The sequence below is a fragment of the Halorubrum yunnanense genome (genome assembly GCF_026586675.1).
GTDB lineage: Archaea > Halobacteriota > Halobacteria > Halobacteriales > Haloferacaceae > Halorubrum > Halorubrum yunnanense.
This window is the reverse complement of sequence record NZ_JAODIX010000030.1, coordinates 122,017-144,846: the sequence shown is the minus strand read 5'-3', so window position 1 is coordinate 144,846 and position 22,830 is coordinate 122,017. Positions and strand designations below refer to the sequence as shown.

At 70.8% G+C, this 22,830-nt stretch carries 26 protein-coding genes, 1 tRNA gene and 2 pseudogenes; 16 read left to right on the top strand and 13 right to left on the bottom strand.

Annotated features, from left to right (window positions below):
- Positions 1–203 precede the first annotated feature (203 nt).
- Both ribB and N5096_RS07900 read right to left on the bottom strand, forming a co-directional pair.
- Positions 204–938 carry a 3,4-dihydroxy-2-butanone-4-phosphate synthase gene (gene ribB, locus N5096_RS07905; protein WP_267663807.1) on the bottom strand — a complete coding sequence of 245 codons (735 nt, stop codon included), beginning with the start codon at positions 936–938 and terminating at the stop codon, positions 204–206.
- Positions 938–1,720 carry a CTP-dependent riboflavin kinase gene (locus tag N5096_RS07900; RefSeq protein ID WP_267663806.1) on the bottom strand — a complete coding sequence of 261 codons (783 nt, stop codon included), beginning with the start codon at positions 1,718–1,720 and terminating at the stop codon, positions 938–940. The genes ribB and N5096_RS07900 overlap by 1 nt, the downstream gene beginning before the upstream one ends.
- 248 nt (positions 1,721–1,968) lie before the next feature.
- On the opposite strand from N5096_RS07900, the gene N5096_RS07895 reads away from it, so the two are divergent.
- Positions 1,969–2,040 (top strand) — tRNA-Ala (locus N5096_RS07895).
- Between the two features lie 143 nt (positions 2,041–2,183).
- Here the strand turns inward: N5096_RS07895 and N5096_RS07890 are convergent.
- Positions 2,184–2,363 carry a hypothetical protein gene (locus N5096_RS07890; protein WP_267663804.1) on the bottom strand — a complete coding sequence of 60 codons (180 nt, stop codon included), beginning with the start codon at positions 2,361–2,363 and terminating at the stop codon, positions 2,184–2,186.
- Between the two features lie 84 nt (positions 2,364–2,447).
- Here N5096_RS07890 and N5096_RS07885 point away from each other — a divergent pair.
- The 4 genes and pseudogenes from N5096_RS07885 to N5096_RS07875 all read left to right on the top strand — a co-directional run.
- Positions 2,448–2,687: pseudogene (locus N5096_RS07885) on the top strand (hypothetical protein); the annotation flags it as partial.
- Between the two features lie 69 nt (positions 2,688–2,756).
- Positions 2,757–2,891 (top strand): hypothetical protein, encoded by a 135-nt coding sequence (locus N5096_RS07880; protein ID WP_267663802.1) that lies wholly within the window; start codon positions 2,757–2,759, stop codon positions 2,889–2,891.
- Between the two features lie 43 nt (positions 2,892–2,934).
- Positions 2,935–3,441, top strand: a pseudogene (locus N5096_RS16425) (MFS transporter); the annotation flags it as partial.
- A gap of 145 nt (positions 3,442–3,586) precedes the next feature.
- A complete protein-coding gene (locus tag N5096_RS07875) occupies positions 3,587–4,879 on the top strand; it encodes an MFS transporter (protein WP_267663801.1) in 1,293 nt (430 codons plus the stop codon).
- Here the strand turns inward: N5096_RS07875 and N5096_RS07870 are convergent.
- The 4 genes from N5096_RS07870 to N5096_RS07855 all read right to left on the bottom strand — a co-directional run bounded on the left by N5096_RS07870 (position 4,870) and on the right by N5096_RS07855 (position 7,512).
- Positions 4,870–5,268, bottom strand: coding sequence for an MmgE/PrpD family protein (locus N5096_RS07870; protein WP_267663800.1), 399 nt, complete (start codon positions 5,266–5,268; stop codon positions 4,870–4,872). The genes N5096_RS07875 and N5096_RS07870 overlap by 10 nt on opposite strands.
- 76 nt (positions 5,269–5,344) lie before the next feature.
- Entirely contained in the window at positions 5,345–5,734 is a 390-nt protein-coding gene (locus N5096_RS07865; RefSeq protein WP_267663799.1) for a hypothetical protein, read from the bottom strand.
- Between the two features lie 54 nt (positions 5,735–5,788).
- Entirely contained in the window at positions 5,789–7,090 is a 1,302-nt protein-coding gene (locus tag N5096_RS07860; protein ID WP_267663798.1) for a ribonuclease catalytic domain-containing protein, read from the bottom strand.
- A 71-nt stretch (positions 7,091–7,161) separates the two neighbouring features.
- Entirely contained in the window at positions 7,162–7,512 is a 351-nt protein-coding gene (locus tag N5096_RS07855) for a DUF7562 family protein (RefSeq protein WP_267663797.1), read from the bottom strand.
- A gap of 193 nt (positions 7,513–7,705) precedes the next feature.
- Here N5096_RS07855 and N5096_RS07850 point away from each other — a divergent pair, with 193 nt between their 5' ends.
- Together N5096_RS07850 and N5096_RS07845 are read left to right on the top strand one after the other, a co-directional pair.
- Positions 7,706–8,185, top strand: coding sequence for a cation:proton antiporter regulatory subunit (locus tag N5096_RS07850; protein ID WP_267663795.1), 480 nt, complete (start codon positions 7,706–7,708; stop codon positions 8,183–8,185).
- A 64-nt stretch (positions 8,186–8,249) separates the two neighbouring features.
- Positions 8,250–9,485, top strand: coding sequence for a cation:proton antiporter (locus tag N5096_RS07845; RefSeq protein WP_267663794.1), 1,236 nt, complete (start codon positions 8,250–8,252; stop codon positions 9,483–9,485).
- A gap of 472 nt (positions 9,486–9,957) precedes the next feature.
- On the opposite strand, the gene N5096_RS07840 is transcribed toward N5096_RS07845, so the two are convergent.
- The 3 genes from N5096_RS07840 to N5096_RS07830 all read right to left on the bottom strand — a co-directional run bounded on the left by N5096_RS07840 (position 9,958) and on the right by N5096_RS07830 (position 12,345).
- The gene (locus tag N5096_RS07840; protein ID WP_267663793.1) at positions 9,958–10,413 is read right to left on the bottom strand and encodes a DUF302 domain-containing protein; all 456 of its coding nucleotides are present in this window, start codon (positions 10,411–10,413) and stop codon (positions 9,958–9,960) included.
- A 72-nt stretch (positions 10,414–10,485) separates the two neighbouring features.
- Positions 10,486–10,773 (bottom strand): DUF5789 family protein, encoded by a 288-nt coding sequence (locus N5096_RS07835; RefSeq protein ID WP_267663792.1) that lies wholly within the window; start codon positions 10,771–10,773, stop codon positions 10,486–10,488.
- A 426-nt stretch (positions 10,774–11,199) separates the two neighbouring features.
- The gene (locus tag N5096_RS07830; RefSeq protein WP_267663791.1) at positions 11,200–12,345 is read right to left on the bottom strand and encodes a M24 family metallopeptidase; all 1,146 of its coding nucleotides are present in this window, start codon (positions 12,343–12,345) and stop codon (positions 11,200–11,202) included.
- Between the two features lie 96 nt (positions 12,346–12,441).
- Here N5096_RS07830 and N5096_RS07825 point away from each other — a divergent pair, with 96 nt between their 5' ends.
- Together N5096_RS07825 and N5096_RS07820 are read left to right on the top strand one after the other, a co-directional pair.
- Positions 12,442–12,582, top strand: a complete 141-nt coding sequence (locus tag N5096_RS07825; protein ID WP_267663790.1) for a hypothetical protein — start codon at positions 12,442–12,444, stop codon at positions 12,580–12,582.
- 122 nt (positions 12,583–12,704) lie between these two features.
- Positions 12,705–12,935, top strand: a complete 231-nt coding sequence (locus N5096_RS07820; RefSeq protein ID WP_267663788.1) for a DUF7543 family protein — start codon at positions 12,705–12,707, stop codon at positions 12,933–12,935.
- Between the two features lie 110 nt (positions 12,936–13,045).
- Here N5096_RS07820 and N5096_RS07815 read toward each other — a convergent pair whose 3' ends face one another.
- Both N5096_RS07815 and N5096_RS07810 read right to left on the bottom strand, forming a co-directional pair.
- Complete coding sequence (locus N5096_RS07815; RefSeq protein ID WP_267663787.1) at positions 13,046–13,357, bottom strand: VOC family protein; 312 nt, start codon at positions 13,355–13,357, stop codon at positions 13,046–13,048.
- Between the two features lie 26 nt (positions 13,358–13,383).
- Positions 13,384–14,808, bottom strand: a complete 1,425-nt coding sequence (locus N5096_RS07810; protein ID WP_267663786.1) for a tRNA(Ile)(2)-agmatinylcytidine synthase — start codon at positions 14,806–14,808, stop codon at positions 13,384–13,386.
- Positions 14,809–15,015: 207 nt separating this feature from the next.
- Here N5096_RS07810 and N5096_RS07805 point away from each other — a divergent pair, with 207 nt between their 5' ends.
- Entirely contained in the window at positions 15,016–15,987 is a 972-nt protein-coding gene (locus tag N5096_RS07805; RefSeq protein ID WP_267663785.1) for a transcriptional regulator, read from the top strand.
- A 44-nt stretch (positions 15,988–16,031) separates the two neighbouring features.
- Here N5096_RS07805 and N5096_RS07800 read toward each other — a convergent pair whose 3' ends face one another.
- Entirely contained in the window at positions 16,032–17,663 is a 1,632-nt protein-coding gene (locus tag N5096_RS07800; RefSeq protein ID WP_267663784.1) for a nucleotide-binding protein, read from the bottom strand.
- 156 nt (positions 17,664–17,819) lie between these two features.
- Between N5096_RS07800 and ahaH the strand changes: the two genes are divergently transcribed.
- From ahaH to N5096_RS07770, 6 genes are all read left to right on the top strand, one after another.
- The gene (gene ahaH / locus N5096_RS07795) at positions 17,820–18,176 is read left to right on the top strand and encodes an ATP synthase archaeal subunit H (RefSeq protein ID WP_267663783.1); all 357 of its coding nucleotides are present in this window, start codon (positions 17,820–17,822) and stop codon (positions 18,174–18,176) included.
- Complete coding sequence (locus N5096_RS07790; RefSeq protein WP_267663782.1) at positions 18,163–20,361, top strand: V-type ATP synthase subunit I; 2,199 nt, start codon at positions 18,163–18,165, stop codon at positions 20,359–20,361. The genes ahaH and N5096_RS07790 overlap by 14 nt, the downstream gene beginning before the upstream one ends.
- Positions 20,362–20,609: 248 nt before the next feature.
- Positions 20,610–20,861, top strand: a complete 252-nt coding sequence (locus N5096_RS07785) for an ATP synthase subunit K (protein WP_066412079.1) — start codon at positions 20,610–20,612, stop codon at positions 20,859–20,861.
- A gap of 20 nt (positions 20,862–20,881) precedes the next feature.
- Positions 20,882–21,460, top strand: coding sequence for a V-type ATP synthase subunit E (locus tag N5096_RS07780; protein WP_267663781.1), 579 nt, complete (start codon positions 20,882–20,884; stop codon positions 21,458–21,460).
- Positions 21,457–22,503, top strand: a complete 1,047-nt coding sequence (locus N5096_RS07775) for a V-type ATP synthase subunit C (RefSeq protein WP_267663780.1) — start codon at positions 21,457–21,459, stop codon at positions 22,501–22,503. Before N5096_RS07780 ends, N5096_RS07775 begins: the two co-directional genes overlap by 4 nt.
- Positions 22,500–22,829: a V-type ATP synthase subunit F gene (locus N5096_RS07770; protein WP_267663779.1), complete on the top strand. Its 330-nt coding sequence runs from the start codon at positions 22,500–22,502 to the stop codon at positions 22,827–22,829. The genes N5096_RS07775 and N5096_RS07770 overlap by 4 nt, the downstream gene beginning before the upstream one ends.
- Position 22,830 lies beyond the last annotated feature (1 nt).

Sequence of the window (22,830 nt, the reverse complement as noted above, 5' to 3'; positions counted from 1 at the left end):
CGTCGCCGGCGGTGAAGCCGCCGGCTGCAAGCGAGAGCTTCGCTCTCGTCCTGTCGGTCGCCCTCCGCGTCGCTCCGGGCGACCGACTCCAGCGAGGGACCGGAGGTCCCTCTGGCAGTCGGGCTTCGCCCGACGACCTCCCACGCGCTCCTCGCGCCCTTATCAGGGCGCTCGGAGGCTCGCGCCGACTGCACAGCGGTCGCTTATTTAAATGCTTCAACGAGCGCCGCGCCCTCGACGTACGGGATATCGCGGCGGGTCGCGTACGCCTCGGCGTCCGCGGGCGCCAGCGCGGCGCCCGTCTCGTCGTCGAGCATCTCGCAGACCACGGCGGCGGGGGCGGCGCCGACCGCCCCGGCCATCGCGAGCCCGAGCTCCGTGTGGCCGGTCCGGCCGCCGAGCCCGTCGCGGTCGCCTCGGAGCACGTGGACGTGGCCGGGCGCGCGGAACTCCGTCGCGAAGTCCTCGGGGCTGTACCCCCCGGGGTCGGCGTCGACGGCGGCGGCCGCGCCCGCCAGCTCGACGATGGTCCGCGCGCGGTCCTCGTCCGTGATCCCGGTGAACGTCTCGCGGTGGTTCACCGGCAGCGAGAACGAGGAGCGGTCGTCGTAGTCGGGGTCGTCGTCGACCGCGGGGTGGTCGAGCGCGTCCGCGAGGAACGGGAGCCCGAACGCGTCCGCGACCGGGTCCCCGACCGCGACGCAGATCAGCCCGCCGGCGTCGTTGCGCATGTGCGCGACGGCGCCCTCGTCGACCGCGCCGGCCGGGTAGACGATGTCCGTCTCGCCCTCGCGGTCGGCGAAGTCGTGGACGCAGACCGGGTCGCCGGCGCGGAAGGCGTCAAGCGCGCGCCCGACCGACTCGTCGGTCGCGTCCGGGGCGCTATCCGTCTCGGCGTCGGGAGCGACCTCCGCGTCGGCGTCGACGTCGGCGCGCATCAGGCCGCCTCCGTCCCGGCGACCTCGCCCTCGCCGGTTTCCTCCTCCTCCGTGGCGCCCTCGCCGGGTTCGTCCGCTCGGCTCGTCGCGGTCACCCGGACCTCGACCTCGTCGCCGTCGTCGAGGCCGAGCGCGGCGCGGAGCCGCTCGGGCGCGATGAGCTCCAGCTGGTCGTCGTCGTGGTGGGTCCGGTCCGGGACGATCGCGTGGGCCTCCTCGTAGCGCTCGTCGCCGGCGACGAGGGTGACGCCGTAACACGAGGCCGCGCCGTAGGTCCGGTCGTCGTCCTCCCACGCGTCGATCGGGACTGCGTCGATGCCGGCCATCTCGCCGCGACGCCGGACGCTCTCCTCGCTCAGGTCGACGTTGAACGTGCCGGGGAACGGCTCGTAGCCCAGCCGCGTCCGGAACTGCTCGGCGTAGCCGGGCAGGGTGATGTAGTGGCGCCCCTCGCCCATCCCGCCGGTGACCGCGCCGCGGAGGACGAGCTCGACGTTGCTCTCGAACAGCCGGCGGTAGTCGGCGTACTCGGCCCGGAGGGCTGCCTCGCCCGCGTCGGTGACGCGCACCCACTGGCCGTCGCCGACCACGTCTCGCTCGATGTAGCCCGCGGACTCGAGGGTCTGGAGCCGCCGGGATGCGGTCTGCGTCGAGGCGTCGAGCCGGTCGCCGAGGGCCGCGCACGACACCTTCGTCTCGGTCAGGCCGCCGACGAGCCCGACGTGTTTCAGGGCCGCGATCGCGGCCGGGTCGGGGTCCGTCGTCGCCGTCGCTTCTGCCATACTCAGATCTTCGTCGCCCGCACGCAAAAGAGTAACGAATGTGGTATGCGTCTCAAAAACGTTAATCTGGTTTAGGCTCGGAGCCGCGATTCCGATGTCGACCAAATCTTGCGGCGGCAACCACCTAATCCCGTCGGTGTCGGCGGTGTCCGTCGCGGGCTGCGGCGGCCGGCGCCGCCTGCGAACGACCCGCGTGCGGGTCGTCGAAAGGTAAGGTACAAATACGAACGGCGACTGATCTCAGATGCGGGCTCGTAGATCAGCGGCAGATCGCTTCCTTCGCAAGGAAGAGGCCCGGGGTTCAAATCCCCGCGAGTCCACTCTTTCACTCGCTTCGGCCGTTCAGCCGTTCTCTCGCGTGCCCCCACTCGCTCGGCTCGTGGGCACCCCGCGGGTCCCTGTTTCTCCGTAATGATCGCCAGAATCGCGGTTCCGAGTCGCGACGCGCCCAGCGCCGACGCCGCTAGCTCTGCACTTCGGCGACGACGTGTCGGAGGTCGCGTTTGATGCCCCAGCTGAACAGCTGGTCGAGCAACAGCACGGAGACGGTGTAGATGACGGCTCCGGTCGGCACGGTCAGGACCAGTTCGACCAGCGGGGAGACGTCCACGAGGCGCTGCGCGTACCAGATACCCCCGAACATGACCGCCGACCCGATCGCCGGGTGGGTGTACTCGTGGAATATCTCGACCGGGTGCGCCGAGAGGAGCGTCGAGACGGCGTAGACGTCGAGGCGTTCGCCGACCGGGTCCGAGACCGGTACCTGTTCGCGCTCTCGGGGCTCTCCGAGGCCGAGCGCGCTGTCGTCGAGGAGGCGGTCGACGGCGGGTACTTCGAGGACGACGAGGCGTTCCGGTCGGTGGTCGACCGGATCCGGGAGCACGAGGGGACCGACGTGACCGACTCCTACGGCACGTGGCTCCTCGCGTACGCGGGGACCGAATACCTCGCGTACGTCGAGTGGTAGGCCCGGTCGCGAACCGTCGCTCTCGGCCCGTTGAAAACGATTTAAATACTTTCGGCGAATCGTCGAGATATGGGCGTTTCAGAGATACTCGAGGGAAAGAACCTCTCGCATCGCCAGATGGGCGCGATCATGATCGGCTGGCTGGTGCTGGTCACCGTCATCTCCGTCGGGCTGCTTCTGTACACGTCGTTTAACCTCTCGTAGTCGACCGCTCGAAACCGGGGCGATGGGTCCCCGAACGCAACCCTGGCAGGTCGGCTTCCTGATCGCGGCCGCGCTCGGCGTCGTCGCGGTCGGCTTCTACGCGCTCTACCGCGGCGAGAGCGGCGACGCCGCCAGCTACCCGGACCTCCGCGGGCTGGCGGCCAACCGGGCGTACGTGCTGCTGGCCGTCTCCGGGCTGTTCCTCGGTGCGGCCCTCTTCACGACCACCGGGTACACGGTGCTCTACGTCGAGGGGCCGATCGGCGGGTCGGTCGCCTTCGGCGGCGCCGTGCTCGCGGTCGTGCAGCTGTTCGGGAGCGGCGGCCGGCTCCTCGGCGGGTGGCTCTCCGACGCGCTCCCCGGCGACCCGCAGACCCGGATCGGGGGGATCCTCCTCGTTCAGACCGTCGCCAGCGCGGGCCTGTTCCTCGTCGTGGCCCGGACGTCGACGCCGGTGAACGCGGGGGTCGCGTTCGCGGCGCTCGGCTTCTTCGTCCTGGGCTTCACGGGCGTCTACTACTCCTGCATGGCGACGCTCGTCCCCGCCGACCCGCCGACCCGCCGGGCGGCGAGACGGCGATGGCGGAGTGACCGGGCGGCGCGAGACCCCGGCGCCCGTGTCTCCCGGCGCGCCCTCGCGGCAACCCCGGCAGCTACCCCCGAACCTTTGAGCGGTCACCGCGAACGCCGGCGTAATGGACTCCGCCGAGCGACGGATCGTGGCCTTTACCGCCGGCTCACACGGGCTCGTCCACACGTACGAGCTCTCGATCCCGATCCTGCTGACGGTGTGGATCGCGGAGTTCTCGACGACTGCGGCCACGCTCGGGCTCGTCTCGACGATCGGCTACGGGCTGTTCGGAGTCGGCGCGCTCCCCGGGGGCATCGTCGTCGACCGGTTCGGCTCCAAGCCGGTCATCCTCGCGTGTCTCGCCGGGATGGCGGGCTCGTTTCTCCTCGTGAGCGTCGCTCCGAACCTCCTCGCGCTCGCGCTCGCGATCGGCGTCTGGGGGGTCACCGCGAGCGTCTACCACCCCGCGGGGCTGTCGCTGCTCTCGAAGTCGGTGGCGCAGCGCGGGACCGCGCTCGGCTACCACGGGATCGGCGGCAACCTCGGCATCGCGCTCGGTCCGCTGGCGACCGCGCTGCTCCTCTTGGCGTTCGACTGGCGCATCGTCGCGGCCGCGCTCACGCTCCCCGCGGTCGTCGTCGGCGCCTACGGGGCCACCGTCGACGTCGACGCGGCGCTCGCGGACCCCGCGGCGGCCGACGGCGGGGGTGAGCGCGGGGACGGAAGCGGGGAACGCGAGCCCGCCACGAGCGGCAGCGCCAAAGGGGAGGTCTCGCTGTCGACGGTCGCGGACGACACGCGGGTCCTGCTCGCCGGCGGGTTCCTGATCGTGTTCGCGTTCGTCACGTTCAGCGGGCTCTACTACCGGACGTTCCTCACGTTCCTGCCGGACCTCCTCGGCGACGTCCTCGGCGGGCTCATCGACGTCCAGCTGATCGACCCGGAGAGCCCGTACGCCGAGGAGTTCGACGTCGCCCGGTACATGTACGTCGCGATCCTCACGGTCGGCGTGTTCGGCCAGTACCTCGGCGGGCGGATCGCCGACCGGATGCCCCCGGAACGCGGCCTGATCGTCCTCATGTCCGTGCTGACGGGACTCGCGCTCCTGTTCGTTCCCGCCAGCGGCGGCCCCGCGACGTTCCTCGTCGTCTCGCTCTCGCTCGGAATCGCACTGTTCACGGTTCAGCCGCTCTCGCAGGCGACGGTCGCGGCCTACTCCCCGAGTGAGGCGCGGGGCATCTCGTTCGGCTACACGTACCTCGGCATCTTCGGCGTCGGGTCGTTCGGCGCGGCGCTCGCCGGGACGGTCCTCACCCGCGCCGGCCCCCGCGAGCTGTTCCTCGTCCTCGCGGGGATCGCGGCGTTAGGCGCGCTTTCGGCGGCCGCGGTCTCCCGGTTCGCGACGCGTCAGGACTGAGCGGTCACCTCGGCCCCTCCCGACCGCCCGACCGCCGCCGAGGTCTCCCGGACCACGCCGGCGGTCGCCACGGCCCCGAAGGTGCCGCAGGTGGCGGTCACGTGGAAGCCGCGGTCGTAGTGCGAGTCCGGACCGACCGCCTCGCCGACGGTGCAGGCCACGTCGTAGCCGGCCGCGACGCCGGCGAGGAACCGGTCGATGCTCGCGTCTGTCCCCGGATCCGGCGTCGGCCCGGCGATCCGGTCGATCCCGTCCAGCACGGCCGGCGAGGAGTCCGCGTGTTCGGCCCCGCCGATCGTCACCGCGAACCAGTCGAAGACGTGTTCGGACAGGCCGGCTCGGTCGCCGTCGGCGACCTCGCAGCGGGCGACAACGCGGTCAGTTACCATGCGCTCGCGTCGCGCGCGAGACATCATTCGGCTCTCGGCGGGGACGCGGCGGCGGGGCCCGGGCTCCCGGAGCCGATCAGTCCCCGTCGTCCGCCTCGCTGCCCGCCTCGTCGTCTGCCTCGTCGACCTCGATCCGGACCGGCCCCTCGTCCCCGAGGTCGTCGCGGGAGTCGTCTCCCGGGGCGTCCGCCGCGCCCGCGTCGGTCGCGTAGTCGTCGAGCGTCGTCTCGTGGGGCTCGCCGCGGCTCCCCTCCAGTTCGCTCAGCGCGTAGCCGACGGCGTAGCCGGTCGACCCCCCGAGAAAGGCACCGATCCCGGCGCCGATTGGGCCGCCACGAGCGCCGAGCACGGCGCCCGCGAATCCGCCCATCGTGGCGCCTCGCTCCGCCTCCCGTTCGGACCGGATGCGGTCTCGGTCGCCGATCCGATCGGCGGCATGGCCCTCGTCCTCATCGTGAGCGTTCATACCGCCATGTAGGAGCTCCGGCGGTCTATACGCTTCGCCGAGGTGAGCGAGGGGTCAGACGGTGTGTTTCGCTTCCTCGGCGTCGTCGACGACCTCGGTCCCGCGGTTGTTCACCGCGTGAGGGTCGAGCCCCTGCTCCTGGAGGAACTGCTTGTAGAGGCGCTCAACCGTCTCGCCGTCCTTCTGTCGGTCGCTGGCGTGGTCGCACAGCTCGATCAGGTTCTCCGGCACGTCGTTCTCGTGGACGATCCAGTGGTTGATCGTGTCGGAGAGCCGCCGAATTGGCGAGGTGAAGTGGCCGTAGATGTCGAAGTTGAGCGCGTGGTGGCCGCCGAACGGGTCGTTCATGTACTTCGCGCGCGGCATCACCTTCAGCACGGCGCGCTGGATCTTGTTGAGCTGGCGGCCGGGCGACTCCTCAAGGGCGGCGTTGACCGCCTTGCGCGGGTCGTCACCCCACGCGTCCCCGGGGATGGAGACGGAGTCGAGCTCCTGGATCTCTTTTAAGGCCTCGTTCCACTGGTCGGGGGTCGGCTGCGGGTGGACGCGGTACATCGCCTCGACGCCGCGGTCCCACATCAGGGTGTGCGTCACCGCCTTGTTCGCCTTCAGCATCGACTCCTCGATGATGGTGTGCGCGCGGTCGCGGCGGGGGTTCAACACGAGCGAGCCGTCCGCCTTGCGCTGCTCGTGCATGCGGTCAGCGAGCTCGAAGGCGAGCTGGTTCTCCTCGCCGAGGGGGAGCGAAGGGTCGTCGAGCCGGTTCTCGCACTCGGAGTAGGTGAGTCGCTCGTCGGAGTTGATCACCGATTTGTAGATGTCGATATCCTCGAAGGAGAGCGTCTCGTCGTCGATCTCCATCTCGACGGTGTGCGCGAGCCGGTCCTCGTCGGCGACGAGCGAGCAGACGGTCTCGGCGAGCACCGGCGGGAGCATGTGGATCGTGTAGTCGGGCAGGTAGACGGTGTTCGACCGCTTCACCGCCTCTTCCCACATCGCGGTGTCCGGGTTGACGTAGTGGGTGACATCGGCGATGTGGACCCACAGCCGGTAGGCGCCCTCCTCGCGCTCGATGGAGATGGCGTCGTCGAAGTCCTGCGCGTCGATCGGGTCGGTGGTCCACGTCGTGAGGTCCCTGAGGTCCTCGCGCCCGTCGATCTCCGATTCGATCTCGTCGTCCACGCCCTCGGTCCGCGCCTCGGCCTCGCGGAGGACCTCGCTCGGGAACTCGTCGGGGATCTCGAACTCCTCGAAGAGGTCCGCCCGCTTCTCGGCGAGGCGGTCGGCCAGCTCCGGCGTGATCGTCACGGGACCCTGGTCCTCTGCGGACCCCGGTTTCGGCTCGTCGTCTGACATACCGGGACCAACGCGGGTCCGTTAGAAAGGCCTGTCGGGGGGCGGGCGGAGCCGCCCGGAACGGCGGCGCGCTACCGGTCGCGGTCCGACGGCTCCCTGTCGCGGTCGGATCGGCCGCGGGACCCGGTCGCGCCGTCGTCGTCGCGCTCGTCGACCGCGACCGCGTCGCCGTACCGGGCGAGGAACTCCTCGCGCGAGAGCCCGTCGGCCTCGATCGAACAGACCAGCGACTCCAGCCCGTCGCGGGGCTGGTGGCAGAGCTCGTCGTCGCAGTCGGTACAGAGGTACTCGAACTCCTTGTCGCGCCGGTTCCAGCGGTTCCCCTCCTTGTCGTACTCGCGCGCCTCCTCGCGAAGCAGCGAGTCCCCGCATGCGATACAGGTCACCGATCGCCGGTCCCGGCTCTTCCGGGATCCCCACATGGTTCCCACCTCGGCCCCACCCCACTTAGCGTTTTGTGCGCGGGGGCGCGCGCCGCGGTCTGCGGTGCCGCGGTCCGCGGGGCCGCGATCCCGCCGCCGACGCCGGGCATCGCCGCGGACCGTCGCGCGGACCGTCGCCCGGACGCCGACCCCCGACGTGTACACCTATTACCCGGGCGCCGCTCACTCCGGTATGACGATCCGCGAATCCGACCTCCCGGGCGTCGGCAAGAAGTTCGAGATCGAGCTCGACGACGGCGAGATGGTCGTCGTCATCCACAACACGGGGAAACGCGAGGTGTTCCGCCGTCCCGACCCCGACGCCGACTCGGAGAAGGCGTTCGAGTTCAGCGACGACCTCGCCCGGACGATCGGGTCGATCATCGAGGGCGCGTACTTCCAGCCGGTCGAGCCCGAGACGCGGGAGACCACCCTGCCCGGCGGGATCCTCCTGGAGTGGTACGAGCTTCAGCCCGGCTCCCTGCTGATCGGCGAGACGCTGGAGAGCGCGGACATCGGTAACCGCACCGGTCTCGCCGTCGTCGCGATCCAGCGCGGCGACGAGGTGATCGACAGCCCGACCGCCGACACCACGCTCCGCGAGGGCGACACCGTGATCGGGGTCGGGACGCCCGAGAACTGCGCGGCGTTCGAGGAGCTCCTCACGGAATGAGCGACCGGTCGGACGCCGCCGTCGGCTCGACCGCCTCGGCCGCCCGCCTCGGCGGTGACCCGTAGTGGCGCTGCTCGACGTCGGCGTCATGTTCGCCGCCGTCGCGGTGGCCGGCGCGCTCGCGAACCGCCTCGGCCAGTCCGTGATCCCCTTCTACATCGTCGCGGGAATGCTGCTCGGGGAGTTCGTCCTCGGACGGGTCTCGCTCCCGGTCGTGGGCCCCGCCTACGTCCCCGAGACGGAGTTCATCGCGCTCGGCGCGGAGCTCGGGATCGTCTTCCTCCTCTTTTTCCTCGGGCTCGAGTTCAACCTCGACCGCCTGCTCGCGCGGCGGCGCCAGATCGGGGCGGCCGGGACGATTGACCTCGCCAACTTCGGGGCGGGGCTGGTCCTCGGCTGGCTCGTCTTCGGGGCGTTCCTCCCGGCGTTCCTGGTCGCCGGGATCGTGTACATCTCCTCGTCGGCGGTGATCACGAAGTCGCTCATCGACCTCGGCTGGATCGCCAACGACGAGGCCGAGCCGCTGCTCGGGACGCTCGTCTACGAGGACCTGTTCATCGCCGTCTACCTCTCCGTCGCGGCCGCGCTCGTGCTCGGGGGCGGCGACGTCGCCGCGGCTGCCGTCGACGTCGGCGTCGCGGTCGGTTTCATCCTCGCGCTGCTGGCCGCGGTCCGGTTCGGCACGCCGGCGCTCGACCGGCTGGTCGCGACCGACAACCAGGAGTTCGTCGCGCTCCGGTCGATCGCGGCCGTGGTGCTCATCGCCGGCGCGGCGCTCGCGCTCGGCGTCAGCGAGGCGGTCGCAGCCTTCTTCGTCGGGATGGCGTTCGCCTCGACCGACGACGCCCACGATATCGAGGCGCTGCTCGAACCCGTCCGCGACACGTTCGCGGCGGTGTTCTTCTTCTGGATCGGGCTCGTCACCGACCCGCTGCTGTTCGGCGGCGTGGCGGGGCTGATCGCGCTCGCGGTCCTCGTGACGACGCCGACGAAGCTCGTCACCGGCTTCTTCGCCGGGCGCGCCTTCGACCTGAACACCCGGCGGTCGACCCGCGTCGCGCTCGGGATGACGACCCGCGGGGAGTTCTCGCTGATCATCGCGACGATCGCCGTGACCGGGGCCGACGCGGGCGCGTTCGACCCGGCGCTCGCGCAGACGATCAACGCGTTCGCGGTCGGCTACGTGCTCGTGATGGCGATCCTCGGCACGACGCTGATGCAGTACTCCGAGCCGTTCGAGTCGATCACCGTCTCGTGGCTGGACCGAGACTCCGGTGATGCGGGCGGTGAGCGTTTATAAATGGTCGTCCGCGGATCGGCGGTGAAATCTTCGATAGTCACAGTTAATAGCTTATAAATAGTTGATACCACCTTAACGGCGAAGACGTCAGAAGCTTCGGTCGCTTACTTATAAATAGTCATCAACAGATCGACGGTGAAGACCTCCAAAGCCCCAGTCGCGACGACTCGCGCGCCTTGCTGCGCGCCGCACTCGCTTCGCTCGCGCGCCTTGCTGCGGCGTGCTTCGCCCTCGCCACTGCCCGTTTGAATCCCACCCCATACCGCACAGCACCGCAGCCTCACACCTTCCCAGCCTCGTCACCGGCGCGTAGCGCCGGTTGCAAGCGAGAGCTCCGCTCTCGCCCTGTCGGTCGTCCTCGGCGTTGCTCCGGACGACCGACTCCCTCGTGCGGTCTGCTCACGGGCCTGCGGCCCGCTCGCAGGCGCACGCCACCGCGTCCAGTTTTTAAATAGTCGCCGTCGTCCGCTCGCTATTCGGCGCCGTCCGCTAACTCCGCGAACACGGCGTCGACCATCTCGCCGGTGTCGGCGATGATCTCGTCCATCGCTGCGTCGTCGACCGGGAGCCCAAGGAGCCGCGCGGTCTTCATGATCGAGATGTGGTAGACGACCTGCTTGCCGGGCGACTCCTGCCAGATAACCATGTTGCAGGGGAACAGCCCTCCCATGCGCTTGTCGGTCGCGTCGAGCGCGCGGTCCGCCATCGACGGGTTACAGGCCCCGAGGACGTAGTACGGGTCGCGGTCGGCGTCGATCTTCTTGTTCAGCATCTCCGACGGAGAGAACTCGACCGGGATGCCGAAGCCGGCGTCGAGACACACCTCGCGCACGCGCTCGATCGCGGACTCGTGGTCGGTCGACAGCGTCGTCCGCGTCTCACCGTACTCTTCGGGGTCGATCTCGTGCGGATCGAAGGGGATTGCCATACGTCGACTCCGCGCTGACGGGGGAAAAAGGCCGCGGGGGACGGAGACCGCTCGCGTCTGGCGACGAGAGGGCTACTCGGTCGCGACCGGGCCGCGCCCGACGAGTTCCTCGACCTCCGCGACGAACTCGCTGCGGCTCTCGAACAGGGGCACGTCGGAGTCCGCGAGGACCTCGTCGAGGTCGCGCGCCCCGTCCGGGCTCCGGACCGCGGCGTCGCCCTCCTGTGCCAGGACGTCGCTGCGCTTCGCGGGCCACGTGAGCCGGGACGCGACGCGGGCGATCGGCTCGCCCGCCACGTCCGGCCCCTCGCCGAGCTCGACGGCCGGTTCGCTTTCCTCGGCCTCGTCGTTGTCGCTCATACCCCGCGGTTCCGCTCCGGCGACACTAATGGTTTCGATGCGGACCGGTGCGTTCCGTCCCCGTCGTCGACCCCCGCGTTCGCTCCGCCCTCACACGTTCGATCGGTTCTCACGCCCGTCTGCCGCGATCGGTGGCGACCCGTTCGAATCGCTCGCCTCGAGACCCCTGCTCAACACCGAAATAATTCGGTGTCACAACTATGTGATTCGACAATGACCTCTGATTGCGGAGTAAGCACACGACTCCCGCATCCCGCGTCGGGCGACCGGCGCGTCGGTTTTCGGAGATCCTCACGGTTCTCCTCCCGCGTCTTCCCCCTTTCACGCGTTCTCCCGTTTCACGAGCCCTCACGCCACGCGTAGGGGCTCCTCGACGTCGCCGCCATCGCCGACGTCACCGACGCCACCGTCGCCGGACGGATCCGGTCAGCGCCAGCCGCGGTCGGTGTCGTTCAGCCGTTCGCAGCCGTCCGGCGTGACGGCGACGAGGTCCTCGATCCGGCAGCCGAACCGGCCGTCGAGGTAGACGCCCGGCTCGACGGAGAACACCATCCCCGGCTCCAGTTCGCGGTCGTTGCCCGCCACGATGTACGGCTCCTCGTGGACGTCGAGCCCCACGCCGTGCCCGGTCCGGTGGACGAAGTCGTCGCCGTACCCCGCCGCCTCGATCACCTCCCGCGCGGCCCGGTCAACCGCGGCTGCGGTGCCCCCCGGCTCGGCGGCGTCGACCGCGGCCGCCTGCGCCTCCCGGACCGCCTCGTGAACCCGTTCGTACGCCGCTGGGGGGTCGCCGTCGAAGACGATCGTCCGGGTCTGGTCGGAGGGGTAGCCGTCGACGCGCGTCCCGAAGTCGAGGACGACGGGCTCGCCCGCCCGGACCTCACGGTCGCCGTGGCCGTGGTGGGGCTTCGCGCCGTTGGGGCCCGCGCCCACGATCGTCTCGAACGAGACGCCGGTGCCGCCGTGCGCCGCCAGCCGATCGGCGATCCGCTCGGCGAGATCGCGCTCGGTCATCCCGACCGCGTCGGCGCCCAGCTCGCGGAGGTCGCGCACGGTCGCGTCCGCGGCGGCGGCCGCCTCGCGCAGGGCCGCCAGCTCGGCGTCGTCCTTGCGAACCCGGAGGTCGGCGAGGGCCTCGCTCGCGAGCCCCCACGTCGCGTCCGGCGCCGCCGCGCGGAGGTCCTGCGTGAACGCCGCCCACATCGTGTCGTCGACGAGGAGGCGACCCCCGCGGAGGTCGAGGTCGGCCAGCAGGTCTCGCGCGGCTGCGACCGGGTCGTCGCCGTCGGCCCACGTCCGGACGGTCGCGACCGTCGTCTCCTCGCGCACCTGCGTCTCGTACAGCGACGGGACGAGGAGGGTCGGCGCCTCCCCGTCGCTCGGCGCGTCGGCCCCGCCGTCGCCCGTCCCAGCCGGCACCGCGAACAGGAAGTGCCGCTCGCTCGGTTCCCCGTCGAAGCCGGTGAGGTACCGGAGGGTCCGGCTCGGGAAGCAGACCAGCCCCTCGGCGTCGACCTCCCGGAGTCGAGCGGCGGCGCGCTCCCGTCGGTCCGCGTGGATGTCGTCGGCCATGCGCGCCCTCGGCTCGGCGGTCGCTTATAAGTAGAGACTCGTTGACGGCCCGGCAGGCGGCGTGTAACGATACGGGTCCCCGTGTCACGACGAGATATGAGCATCGAGAACGCGTCGACGTTCGACTGCCCGGAGTGCGACGTGACCGCCCCCTCGGCGTCCGTCCCGTACGACACCCTCGGCTACGCCGTCTGCCCGGTCTGCTCGTACACGAGGGGACCGGCCGACGGGGACTGAGCGGCCGACTGGGACCGAGTGGCCGACTATGACAGGCCAACGATCGCGCGCGGCCGGCTCGTCCGCTTCGACGCCCGCGCCCGAACCGGGCCGTTTTAGCCGCGGCGCCCGCCCCGTGAGGTATGAGCTGGTCACTGGGCCGCGAGGACGACACGATCACCGAGTGGGAGCGCTCCGACGGCTACGCGACGGTCCGGGTCCGCGAGCGCGCCGACGGCGGGTTCGTCGTCCGCCTCGACGTGATGGAGCAGGCGGCCGACGAGTCGGCCTACGAGCGCGAGCGCTTCGGCGACCGCGAGGCCGCGCTCGACCGCGCCGCGGAGTGGCGCGACGACCGGACCGTCGAGGAGTGAGCCGAGCGCCGCGGCGGCTTTCCGCGCGACGTCTCCCTTTTAAATAGCCGGCGCGTCGGCGGCGAGGAACGCCCGGCACTCGACGGTCCGTCGGGGTCCTCGGCGAACAACTAATAAATGCGGTACCGCTCGTTCTCACTCGGTTCCTCGACCGCGGCGGGCGCGCTCCCGTCGTCGCGCCGGTCGCTCGCCTCGACGAGGCGCTCGTGGACCTCGTCGACTCCCCCGCGGTCGGGGTAGACGAACGTGAGCGTCCCGCACGTCTCGGTCTCGTCGCGGTCGCAGAAGCCGAACAGGAGGTTGTCGTACCGCAGGACCGTGCAGTCCGGCTGTCCGAGCCACGTCTCGGCGCCCAACTCCTCGCGGTAGAAGTCGACGCCGCCGTCTCGGTTCTCCGTCTCGTGGAAAACGATCCCGGACATGCCCGACGCCTCACGCCCGGACCACCTCACCGCTCCGGGTGGACCGGCGCGTCGAACCCACCCCTGACGAGCGGCTTCGCGACGTGGCGCCGGGCGCTCGGGGGCACCTCGTACCAGCCGGGCTCCAGCTCGCGGTCGACCTCCCGGGCGACCTTCCCGGGCGCGGCGGTGCCGCAGTCGCGGCAGCGGTAGCCCTGGTCCCGGCCCGCCGAGGACATCGACCGCCCGCAGTCCGGGCAGGTCGGCACGGCCGGCTCGGTCCGCACGAGGTCGCGCACGGCGAACTTCTCGAGTTTGAGGGTCGACGTCGCCCCCGCGGCGCGCCCGTCGTCCGCCCCACCGTTGCCCGGCTCCCGGACCTCGTGTTCGCCGCACAGCGTCACCCGGTCGCCGGGGCGGAGGGCCCGCACGCGGTCGCGAAACCGGCCGGTCGGCGCGAAGGCGACGCACCCGAGGCGGGCCGCGCCGCTCCCGGCGTCCGTCTCGCCCCCCTCCTCTCTCGCCGCGACGTCGACGTGGACGTGACCTCCGCGTTTCGTCTCCGGGTCGCTCGCGACCCTCCCGGCGACCTCGTACCCCGCGCCGTCCCGGAGGTCGCCGATCCGCCCGGGCGCGAGGTGGACGTCGGTGCCTTGGTTCGTGAGGAACGTCGCGGCGCGCTCGACCGGTTCGCTCTCGATCGCCCCCGCCACCTCCCGGCACGCCGCCGGGTCGTCGCCGCGGATCCCGTGGAGGATCGGGCCCGGGGCGTTGGGGACGCAGACGGCGGCCCCCGTCTCGCGGTCGACGGTGTCCCAGACGGTCGGGTACCCGGCGTCGGCCGCGGCGAAGACGCTCTCGACGTCGACCTCACGAGGCGTGCCACACCGGTCCAGCTCCCGATAGGAGATGCGCTCCGCGGTCCAGTCGTCGAACGCCCCCGGGGCGCCGACCGCCGCGAGCGCGCCGATCCGCCCCCGGCCGGCGACGGCCGTCGCCTCGGTCTCCCCGCCGGTTCCGAACGCGGCGTGTCGGTACCCGTACGCCTCGGCCAGCGACAGCGCCTCGTCGAGGCCGAGGCGATGCCGGAGCGCGCGGCGGGCGAACTCAGCAACGTCGCCGGGGACCCCCTTGCCGATCGGAGCCGATCCCGGTGCGAACGGGTCGCCGGTCACGTCGCCGTCGGCGACCACGAGGCCCGGAGAGGTCCGCGGGTCGTCGGCGGCGGCGAACTCCCGAACGGTCTCCGCGGCGAGGTCGAAGGCGGTATCGACGGCGAGGTCGGCGACGTGAACCGCGACGGCGGCGTTCCCCCGCGTCTTGTGTTTCACGGCGGGGTTCAGCCGGACGAGGAGTCGGCGCCGGACCCGTCCGCCGGCCGATTCGAGCCGCTCGGCGAGCCGCGCGCCGACGTACGTCGTGCACATCCCCCGCTCTCGGGAGTCGGTGTCGTCGACGGCGACGATCGGCATGCGCGTCCTTTCCCGCTCCCGGACAAACCGGTTTCGGCCGGGTTGCCGAGCGGGTCTCCGGCGGCCGGACGCCCCGGCGAGGCGCTCGCCCAGGTTCCGGTATTTAATCGCTCCGACGACGCTCGCGGGAAAACCGCAAGCCCGCGGCGCTTTCGCGCGAATACAAGTGACACAACGCATATATACGACGAGCCGCTTGCTTCGGGTATGTCCCGGACTGCGCTGATCGAAAACGTCACCGCGATGCTGGAGGACGCGGGCTTCCTCGTCAGCGACCGGTGTGCGGTCCGGCCCAAGAGCTTCGACGTGGCGGCCCGGCGCGGCGAGGACCTGCTCCTCTTGAAGATCCTCGGCAACGTCGACGCGCTCGACGCGGAGACCGGCGCGGAGATGCGCCGCCTCGGCGAGTACCTGCAGGCGACGCCGATGGTGACCGGGATCCGAACGCGCGACGAGGAGCTGAAGCCGGGCGTCGTCTACTTCCGGCACGGCGTCCCGGTGGTCAACCCCGACACCGCCTACGACCTGTTCGTCGAGGGGATGCCGCCGCTCATCTACGCGGCGCCCGGCGGGCTCTACGTCAGCCTCGACGGCGACCTGCTCGCCGACGAGCGCGAGGAGCGCGGCTGGTCGCTCGGCCGGCTCGCGACCGAGCTCGGCGTCTCGCGGCGCACCGTCTCGAAGTACGAGGACGGGATGAACGCCTCCATCGAAGTCGCGATCCAGCTCGAGGAGCTGTTCGACGAGCCGTTCTCCAGCCCGGTCGACGTGCTGGAGGGCGCGGACGACGTCCGCGACGCGGACCCGACCCCGTCGGCGCCCGAGACCGACCCCGACGACGAGCACGTCCTCCACGTGCTCACCAACGCCGGCTTCACGGTCCACCCGACCGCCCGCGCCCCGTTCAAGGCGGTCTCCGAGGACGACCAGCGCGCCGAGACCCGCGTACTCACCGGCCACTCGGCGTTCACTCCCGCCGCGGAGAAGCGCGCGCGGATCATGTCCTCCATCGGCGAGGTCGCCCACACGCGCTCGGTGTACTTCACCGAGGAAGACGAGAAGCGCGAGTCGGTCGACGGCACCGCCCTCGTCTCCTGCGAGGAGCTCGCGGGCATCACCGACCCCGAGGAGATCCGCGAGCTCATCCGCGACCGCGCCGCGACGCCCTCCGAGGCCTGAGCCAGCGAGCGCGGTCAAAACCCGCTATCTCAAAATAGCTCCGGTCACCGCCCGAACAGCCGGCTGAAGAAGCCGCCGCTCTCCTCGTCCTCGTCGTCGCCCTCGTCGCCGTCCGCCGCCTCTCCGCTCGCCTCGCTCCCGCTTCCGCCTTCGTCGCCCTCCGAGAGGACGGTGTTCATGCTCCCGGTGTCGTCGTCGCGGAACGGAACGCTGCCCGCGAGCTCGTCGTCGAGGTCGGTCGACGCCTCCCCGTCCTCGCTCGTCGACGCGGCTTCGCCCGCCTCTCCCGGAGCGGGGTCGTCGTCGTCCGAGTCGGTCGCGCCCGCGTCGTCGACCCCGTCGCCCCCGGACTCCGCATCGACGTCCGTCGCTTGGTCGGCGAACGCCTCGGCCTCGCCCGTTTCGATCATCGCCTCGAGGTCGTCGCCGTCGACGTGCTCCTCGCCGACGGTCTCCGTCTCGCCGGCCGTCGCCGGCTCCGGGGCCGCGGCGTCGTCGGCGGTCTCGGCGGCGGCGCCCTCGCGGTCGTCGGCGTCTGCCGCCGCGTCCGCCTCGGAGACGGGGTCCTCGTCGGCGACGATGATCTCCTCCTCGTCGCCCGGGTCGCTCAGTCCGCCCGACTCGGCGTCGGCGACGATGATGTCCTCGTCGTCCGCGTCGTCCGCATCGGCCGCGTCGTCCGCATCGGCCGCGTCGTCCGCATCGGCCGCGTCGTCCGCATCGTCCGCGTCGTCCGCCGACGCATCGACGGCTGCGGCGTCTCTCGGGTCGGATTCGTCCTCGTCGGCTGCGTCGAACTCGTCCTCGTCGCCTGCGTCGTCCGGCTCGACACTCGCGTCGTCGCCCGGTTCGTCGCCTGCGTCGGATTCGGCGCCTTTCGCTCTGTCCTCCCCGTCGCGTTCGGGGCCCTCGGCCTCGCCCCCCTCGACCGCTTCGCCGGTCTCGTCGGTCTCGCTGACTCCCGCGCCCTCGATCTCCACGCCCGTCAGCATGCGGGTGAGGTCACGGTAGGCCCGGGTGGCGGGTGCGTCCGGCGCGGACGTCGGTAGCGGGCGGTTCGCGGTCGCCGCACGCACTACCGCGTCGTCCTCCGGGATCCGGCCGAGAACCGCCGCGTCGAGCACGTCGCCGACGTCGCCGAGCCCCTCGCCGCCGTCGGGGTCGACGCGAGTGATCGCGGCGCCGGCCACCGTGCCGCCGAGGCGCTCGGCGAGCTGTCGGGTCTTCTCGGTGTCGCCGAGGGCGCTCCGCTCGGCCGTCGAGACGAGCAGCGTCTCGTCGGCGATCGCGAGCGGGAGGCTCGAGTCGTGCGAGAGCCCCGCGCCGGCGTCGACGAACACGTAGTCGGCGTCCTCGAAGGCCGCGACGACGTCCGTGAGCCCCGCGGGATCCGCCCACGCGTAGGCGTCGAGGTCGTCCGCGCCCGGGACGACGACGAGCCCCTCCGGGCCCTCGTGGACCGCGTCGAGCGGGTCGGCCCGTCCCGCGAGCACGTCGTGGAGCGTCGTCTCGCCGGGCGTCACGCCCAGCGCGCCCGCGAGGTTCGCCATGCCGATGTCGGCGTCGATCGCGACGACGTCGGCGCCGGAACCCGCCAGAATCGTCGCCATCGCCGCGGTCGTGGTGGTTTTCCCGACCCCACCTTTCGCCGACGCGACCGCATACACCGTTGCCATACGGTGACGGTCCGGCGACTGGTACTTAAATGTAGGCGGCGGTCGCCGGCTTGGCGCGTCTCGACGCCGCGGATTCCCGCCGATACCGGGGGCAACACCCGCGTACTTTCGCAAACACCTTATACGTCGCTTGTGGAGTTTCAGGCGATTAGTAGCATGGCGAGACCAGAGGTGCTCGACCGGATCAAGGAGGCTGAACGGGAGGCGGACGAGATCATCGCGGCGGCGGAATCGGACGCCGACGAGCGCCTCGCCGAGGCTCGAGAGCGCGCGGACGAGATCCGCGCCGAGGCCGAGGAGGGGGCGGAGTCCGAGGCCGCGGAGCGGCTCGAGGCGGCCCGCGAGGAGATCGAGGAACGGCGGGAGGAGATCCTCGAGGCGGGGCGGTCCGACCGCGACGAGCTCGAACGCGAGGCCCGCGAGCGCGTGGACTCGGCCGTCGACTACGGAGTCGAACGGTTTGAGGAAGCGGTGAACCAACAGGCCGAGGAGGCGGTGGATGCTCAGGCCTGAGCGGATGAGCAAGGTGTCGGTGACGGGCTCGAAGCGCGTCATCGACGACGTCATCGAGGCGGCGTACGCCCACCACTCGCTGCACGTCACGGACTACGACGAGCGCTACGAGGGGTTCGCGCCCGGCGAGTCGCTCGACGGCGCCGAGACGGTGAACGAGCGGCTCGTCACCGTCCGCTCGCTGGAGAGCGTCCTCGACGTCGACGGCGACGAGGTCGGCGCGGCCGACGCGATAGACGACGAGGCGCTCGAACGCGAGCTCGACGACGTCCGCGACCGCGTCAACGCGCTCAACGACCGGCGCGACGAGCTCCAGGCCGAGATCCGCGACCGAGCGGACGAGATCGACCGGATGGAGCCGTTCGCTGACCTCGGCATCGAGCTCGACCTCCTGGGGGGCTACGACTCGCTGGAGGTCGTCGTCGGCGAGACGAAGCCCGACGCCGTCGAGGCGACGCTCGCCGGCGCCGACGGGATCGAGGCCTACGAGCTGTTCGCCGGCGGCGACGTCGTGGCGGTCTTCGCGAAGCCCGCCGCCGACGCCGAGGAGGGGGTCCTCCAAGACTCGCTCGTCGGCGTCGACATCGCGCTGCTGGAGGTCCCCGAGGCCGAGGCCAGTCCCGCCGAGTACGTCGCGGAGCTGGACCGCGAGCGCGAGGAGCTTCGAGCCGATCTCGACGAGGTCGAGACCGAGCTCGCCGCGGTGAAAGAGGAGGCGGCCGGCTTCCTGCTCCGCGCCGAGGAGCAGCTCACTATCGAGGCCGAAAAAAAGGAGGCGCCGCTCTCCTTTGCCACCACCGAGAACGCGTTCGTCGCCGAGGGATGGGTCCCGACCGACACCTATCCCGACTTCGAGGCGACCATCGCGGACGCCGTCGGCGACCACGCCGAGGTCGAGGAGCTCGAACGCGCCTCGTTCACGCCCGACGGCGACCACCACACCGAGGCGGTCGCCGACGGCGGCGCGGACCTCGACGCCGAACGCGAGGCCGCCACCGACGGCGGCCACGCGGGCCACGGCGAGGACGACCCGCCGGTCGTCCAGGACAACGGCGGCGCGGCGGGCCCCTTCGAACTGCTCGTCCAGGGGTTCGGCCGACCGAAGTACTCGGAGTTTGACCCGACGCTCCTCGTCTTCCTCACGTTCCCGCTCATGTTCGGCTTCATGATCGGCGACGTCGGCTACGGCGTCCTCTACGCCGGGATCGGCGCCTTCCTGTACAGCCGATACGACGGGGCGTTCCGCGAACTCGGCTCCGTGGCGATGTGGGCCGGCGGCTTCACCGTCCTGTTCGGGATCTACTTCGGGATCGACGTGTTCGGCTACCACGCCTACCAGCTGCTACCCGGTGACGTCCACTGGCCGGTCGCCGGGAAGGGACTCTCGCCGGCCGACCTCGACTGGGGGCTGGCGTTCCTCGTCGCCAGCGTGCTGTTCGGGATGATCCACCTGAACGCGGGTCACGCCCTCTCGTTCGTGAGCAACTACCAGCAGCACGACGTCAAGCACGCGCTGTACGAGAGCGGCTCGTGGCTGCTGATCCTCAACGGCGCGTGGATCTGGATCTTCAGCCAGCACGTCCCGGCTCCCAAGCCCGACTTCCTGTTCGAGTCCGTGTCGCTGCTCACCCTCGGCGCGGTCTCGTTCGCCGGCTTCCCCGTGGTCGTCGGCTACGCCGGGCTCGCGGCCGCCGTTGTCGGTGTCGTCCTCTTGGGGATCGGTGCGACCGCGGAGCTCGCGGAAGTGCTCGCGCCCATCGTCAACGTCATCTCGTACGCCCGGATCATGGCGGTGCTGCTCGCGAAGGGCGGGATGGCGCTCGCGGTGAACTTGCTCGCGTTCGGCGCGTACATCGACGACAGCGGGGAGGGGAGCTTCCACTTCATCTTCTCCGCCGACTACCTCGCCGAGGTGCAAAACACCGCCGACTACGAGCTCGTCTTCGCGGGGATGACGACCGCCTTCGACCCGGCCTCGATCGGCGCGGTCGGCGTCGCCGCGCTCGTCGGCGGGGTCCTCGTGGCCGTCGTCGGCCACATCGTCGTCCTCCTGTTGGGCGTCACCTCCGCCGGCATTCAGGCGGTGCGCCTCGAGTACGTGGAGTTCTTCGGGAACTTCTACGAGGGCGGCGGCGACAGCTACCTGCCGTTCGGCTACGACCGGGAGTACACCACGGAGGAGTAGGGCGCCGCACAGGCGCTCGCCTCTCTCGTGCCGCCGGCCGCCCCGAAGCGCGTCTCGCCGCTCGAGTCGGAACCGCGCCGTCGGTCCGAACTCTCCGCTACGCGGCGTGCGAGTCGGAGCGCGACGCGCGTTTAGCGACGCCTCCGCTCCCGATTAAGGCCGCTCTATTCGGTCGTTTTGGGAAGCTTTATGACTCCTGTGGCGGCAAATAGCAACTGTTCGGAGACGAGCAACCGCAACTACTACCAATGCTTGAAGCTACCAACGCACTCGGGAACGCCGTACTGTCCACCGGAGGAACCCTCACTGACCCCAGCGCCGCAGCGGCGCTCGCCGTCGGGCTCGCCGCCCTCGGTGCGGGCTACGCCGAGCGCGGGATCGGTTCGGCCGCCGTCGGCGCGATGGCCGAGGACGACGACCTCTTCGTCAACGGGCTCATCCTGACGGTGCTTCCCGAGACGATCGTCATCCTCGCACTCGTCGTCGTCTTCATCGTCTGAGCGGCACTTCCTTTCACACAATGAGTTTGGACACTGTCGTTGAGGACGTTCGAGACGAAGCCCGCGCGCGTGCAGAGGAGATCCGCGAAGCGGCGGAGTCCGAGGCGGACGAGATCGTCGCCGAGGCGGAGGCCGACGCCGAGCGCATCCGCGAGGAGCGGCTCGCGACGGCCGACTCCCGGATCGACCAAGAGCGCGAGCAGACGCTCTCGTCGGCCAAGCTCGAGGCCAAACAGGAGCGGCTCGGGGCTCGGCGCGACGTCTTGGAGGACGTCCGCGACGACGTCGAGGCGGCGATCGCCGACCTCGACGACGACCGCCGGCGCGAGCTGACCGAGACGCTGCTCGACGCGACCCTGGCGGAGTTCGACGACGGCGACGACGTCGCCGTCTACACCCGCGCCGAGGACGTCGAGCTCCTCGAGGAGCTCGTCGACGACCGCAACGCCGAGGTCGACGGCGAGATCGACTGTCTCGGCGGCGTCGTCGCCGAGAGCGACACCTCTCGCGTTCGCGTGAACAACACGTTCGACTCGGTCCTGGAGTCCGTCTGGGACGACGAGTTGAAGAGCATCTCGGAGCGACTGTTCGACCAATGAGCGCCGCCGGGAGCTCGAACCCAGAGTACGTCGTCGCGCGGGTTCGCGCCCGCCGCGGCAGCCTCTACGGGGACGAGGAGTATCGCAAGCTGACCCGGATGGGTCCAGCGGAGATCGCCCGGTTCATGGAGGAGTCGAGCTACGGCGCGGAGATCAACGCTCTCGGGAGCCGCCACGGCGGCGTGGACCTCATCGAGTACGCGCTGAACCGGAACCTCGCACAGCAGTTCGAGGGGATCTTGGACTGGAGCGAGGGGTCGCTGTACGACCTCATCGCCCGGTACCTCCGCAAGTTCGACGCGTGGAACGTGAAGACGGTCATCCGCGGCGCCTACACCGACGCGGACCAGTCGGCCATCGAGGTCGACCTGATCCGCGCCGGCGAGTTCGACGACCGGCGGGTCCGCCGCCTGCTCGAAGCCGACTCGATCGACGCCGTGGTCGAGGTGCTGGAGGACACGATCTACGGCGACCCGCTCCGCGAGGCGTACGCCGAGTACGAGGAGACGGACGTGCTGGTCCCGCTGGAGAACGCCGTTGACCGCGCGTTCTACGAGCGGCTCCTCTCCGGGCTCGGCAACGACGAGCCGACCCGGCAGTACGAGGCGTTCCTCAAGGCGGAGGTCGACTTCCGGAACGCGACCAACGCTCTCCGGCTCGCCCGGTCGGGCGCGGACATCGACCCTGCCGCGTACTTCATCGAGGGCGGCGAGCTGTTCTCTCGCGGGTCGCTCGCGCGGCTCGCGCGGAACCTCGATGAGCTCGTGGAGTACATCGCGGACAGCCAGTACGCCGACGAGCTCGGCCCGGCGCTGCGCGAACTCGAAGAGGCGGACAGCCTCATCGCGTTCGAGCACGCGACGGACCGGGCGCTGCTGGCGTACGGAGACCGACTCGGGACGGTCCACCCGGTTTCGATCACCCCGATCATCTCGTACATCCTCGCCAAGGAGCGCGAGGTGGAGAACATCCGGGCGATCGCCCGCGGGAAGGAGGCCGGGCTGTCGGCCGACGAGATCGAATCGGAGCTGGTGATAACATGAGCCAGGAGATCGCCGTCGTCGGCAGCCCCGAGTTCACCACCGGGTTTCGGCTCGCCGGCGTGCGGAAGTTCGAGAACATCCCGGACGACGAGAAGGACGAGCGCCTCGACGACGCCGTCGAGCGGACCCTCGACGACGAGGGCACCGGCATCATCGTGATGCACGACGACGACCTCGACCACCTCTCGCGGGGGACCCGCGAGGCGGTGGAGGGGAGCATCGAGCCCGTGCTCGTCACGCTCGGCGGCGCCGGCGCCGGCAGCGGCGGGCTGCGCGACCAGATCAAACGAGCCATCGGGATCGACCTGATGGAGGAGGACGACTAAT